Below are 3,382 nucleotides of genomic sequence, written 5' to 3'. Positions count from 1 at the left end.
CCGTGCATTTCAATTGGCTCACGTCCCTAATATGGAATAAATCTCTATTCTCCATATTTATTCATATTCCCTTGTGCCAACGAAGAAAATATCCAACAAAATTTTGGGTAGACCTAAGTAGTTACGTCTAAAGTATACTTGGAAGCAGTAAGTTTGAAATGACTCATAAGGGCTATAATTGCAACTAATGTTTGAACAGGATTTATGGACATTGAAAAATATCATATTCCGAAATCGAATTTTGTAGGAAGCCAAAAAAATGTCAAAACGCTACTGACACGCTGTTGTCAGTAGCGTTTTTTTATAATCGGAGTAAGTAATCGTAAAGGAGTGGGAGATAAATGCAAAGAATCGGGACCCAAAATGATAGGATACGGTATTCGATCAATTATTATAGGAAGGATGGAGTCTCATGAATTTTGCTTCTGTACGCATCATTACCGACGACGTGGATCGTCTCGTCGAGTTCTATGAGAAAGTCTTGGGTGTTTCGGCGGAACGCCCCGCGCCCGTCTTTGCCGAACTCGTTGTGCCATCGTGCACCCTGGCAATCGGCCACTCCCAGACGGTGCAACTGTTCGGCGCTGGTTCCGCAGTGGCGGCCAGCAATCACACTGTCATCATTGAGTTCCGCGTCCACGATGTCGATGCCGAGTACGAGCGCTTGAAGCCGTTTATCGACGAGTGGGTAAAGGAACCAACCACGATGCCGTGGGGGAACCGTGCTGTGCTGTTTCGCGATCCCGACGGCAACCTAGTTAACCTCTTCGCGCCGGTGACCGAGGAAGCGGTCAAACGGTTCAGCGGTAGGCGTTGACGAACAGTTGAAGTGAGTGAGGCCCCAACGCGCGCGGATCCTTGGCGCGCGTTGTTTCGCCGCCGCATGGCGGCTGTCAAACCCCACGCGAATTATGTAATTAATAATTTTACTGACCGCCGTTACGCTCATTTTTCGTTTTGCTAACATAACATCAAGAGAACGCTTGGTTCTTATCCTTACAGAGCAAAGTAAAAAGGAATCGCCGCTGCATACATATCAATTAAAACGAGAGATTTCATATAAGCCGTTTCTGGATACAATTCTCCAGCAAATTCCCCAATCTTAGGCACTAAAAATATGCACAAAGCGAGAATTGGGATTCCAATAAGAATAACAGCTATCTTCAAAAAAAGTGTTTTTCCTCGTTTCATAAAACGCAGGTCACTTATTTAATGTCAGTTTTTACTTCACAACACGATTTATCGTTTTGCAATAAAATAATATCGGTTTTTTCACAAGAAAAGCGACCTTGCCGCCCTAAGATGAGTGTCTTCATAACGGTTTTCAACAATATAGCGGATCCTAGTTCCCTTTGGGCTTTGCAATGACAGTGAGCGTCGTATGAAAAGGAACTATGATCCGCTAAATGGCGGGAACTGGGGTAAACGGAGCATGAAAGGGAACTGTGATCCGCTATTTATGCGGAACTTGCGATTCCAACCGGGAAATGGTGACATAGCGGATCGTAGTTCCCTCTGGCGTGGAATATGGCGGTTTTCAGAATTATAGCGCACTGTAGTTCCCTTAAACTCGCGATCCTGACACATTTTGCTATCATCGCGGCTTGACGTTCCTTGATCTCCGCGCAATAGCTAAGCTAGAGGATGAATCTCATTCTGCCAAATAGCTTATTTAAAAAAAGGGAGAACCCCTTAAATCCACCCAAAAACTTATACTTTCTGGCGTTATAAATAAGGGGTAAGGCTTCGCTCACCCCAAAACATATAAATTCTTATATATTAAAATAAGAGCATTTCTCATAACGAAGAAATGCTCTAACTTTATAATGTTAAATTTACAACTTATTCAACAAAACTGCCCGTTACTTGAATAAACATAAGAGGAGCTGCCGCGTGGCAAGCCTCACAACTATCGTTTTCCCGGTAGTTCAGTGATGTGACCATTATTAGGGGAGTTCCGAAATGACTCCATCCAAGGGTCCCATTATCTGGACAAATTCTCCTGTATTAGCCTGGATAGTTACTCCATACCCATCAACCATAACAGACCATTGATATCAGAAAAACTAATGAAATCTTCTTCATTGTTTTCACCACTTTTTTCAAAAATACTGAAGTATTTTGTTGTGTATCGCTCAACTATCGCTTCCAGTTAGTTCAATCAATTTTCGTTTACGAAAGGCTTATAATCTTGTTCGTACGATAATTTTGTTTCCTCATACGTTGGAATATCAATGAGTTCTACATTTTCTATATTCAATCCTAAAAAATCTTTTGCAATTATTCTCACGCTAGTCTTAATCTCATCAATGTCCCATGATTTAGATAATTTTGTCCACATATCAATATATACAGGTTTATAGCAATCTATATTCGTAGGAGCAGAATGAGAAACTTGACGAGAAACATCTTCTAAGTCTCTTGGGTATATGTAATGATAATGAATATCTTCGTCACCATATATAAAACTTTCAATTTCATCACAGTATTCTTTATCTTCTCCAATAATATCCATATCGTATTTTAAAATATTAATTAAACCTGTCACGGTTGTAAGTTCAAAGTAACCTAAAAAAATTTTTTGATCTTGATCAGAATAAAGCGTAATTTCATCATTACGGCTCTTGCTACAGAAACCAAAGGCTCCATACCAAAACAACCAATGTCTAACTCGGACATATATTGTTTGAATCTTAATCACCTACCTGAAAGTCTTTGATCTCGATTAAGCCCAATTATGGTCGGTAGGTCATTTCCCGTTAAGCTTAACGGCGAATAAACACCATATTCCACATTTGATTAATTACACTTGGATCATATTCTTGAGGATAAATTAAAACGGTAATAACCAATGTTAATAATATAATCGTTATCCATATAGATACTAAAGCGGGATTATTAAACCGATGAAAAAAGATTAATCCTATCGTAATGAGAATCGCATTTACAACGAAAATAAATGGGATTGCGATGATTCTACCTAACCCTGTATTTGGAAAGTGGTGTAGTAAATAGAAAATTAAAATCAAACTTGGGACGAGAGCGGCTATTACTTTCAGAAGGTTTATAGTGGATTTCATCTTTATTTCCTTTCCTAGACCCTTCTTCATTATACTTATTTCCCCTAAGTACTTCACCGCAAACCTGCCCGTTACTTTAACGGACAACGGCAGCCGATCGTGTGGCCGGCTGTCGTCTTCTCGTGTGTTTAGCTATCTTTTTTCGTTAGTGAAAAACCCCAATGGAAGTTATTTTATGTAACTACTTAGGTATCAGTTAGTTGAAAATAAATTGCCCCCGAAATGCACGGAAAAGAGAGTCGAAAATTGGGCGAGCTTGTTTTTGTAGAGTGGAGATCACACTGCGGATTCTTAGGAATAAC

The 3,382-nt window shown here is 39.9% G+C and carries 3 protein-coding genes and 1 pseudogene; 1 reads left to right on the top strand and 3 read right to left on the bottom strand.

The genetic code is table 11. The features are described 5' to 3' along the window. Positions 1-412: 412 nt before the first annotated feature. Positions 413-817, top strand: coding sequence for a VOC family protein (locus IEY34_RS35990; RefSeq protein ID WP_189021070.1), 405 nt, complete (start codon positions 413-415; stop codon positions 815-817). A gap of 182 nt (positions 818-999) precedes the next feature. Here the strand turns inward: IEY34_RS35990 and IEY34_RS35985 are convergent. From IEY34_RS35985 to IEY34_RS35975, 3 genes and pseudogenes are all read right to left on the bottom strand, one after another. Next, positions 1,000-1,191, bottom strand: a pseudogene (locus IEY34_RS35985) (DUF2975 domain-containing protein); the annotation flags it as partial. Positions 1,192-2,161: 970 nt separating this feature from the next. Continuing rightward, positions 2,162-2,701: a hypothetical protein gene (locus tag IEY34_RS35980; protein WP_189021069.1), complete on the bottom strand. Its 540-nt coding sequence runs from the start codon at positions 2,699-2,701 to the stop codon at positions 2,162-2,164. A gap of 64 nt (positions 2,702-2,765) precedes the next feature. Beyond that, entirely contained in the window at positions 2,766-3,110 is a 345-nt protein-coding gene (locus IEY34_RS35975; protein ID WP_189021067.1) for a hypothetical protein, read from the bottom strand. Between the last annotated feature and the right edge of the window lie 272 nt (positions 3,111-3,382).

It is taken from the genome of Paenibacillus marchantiophytorum (genome assembly GCF_014640555.1).
In the GTDB taxonomy this organism is placed as follows: domain Bacteria; phylum Bacillota; class Bacilli; order Paenibacillales; family NBRC-103111; genus Paenibacillus_E; species Paenibacillus_E marchantiophytorum.
The sequence above is the reverse complement of the archived record's forward strand: the minus strand, read 5'-3'. Positions and strand labels throughout refer to the sequence as shown.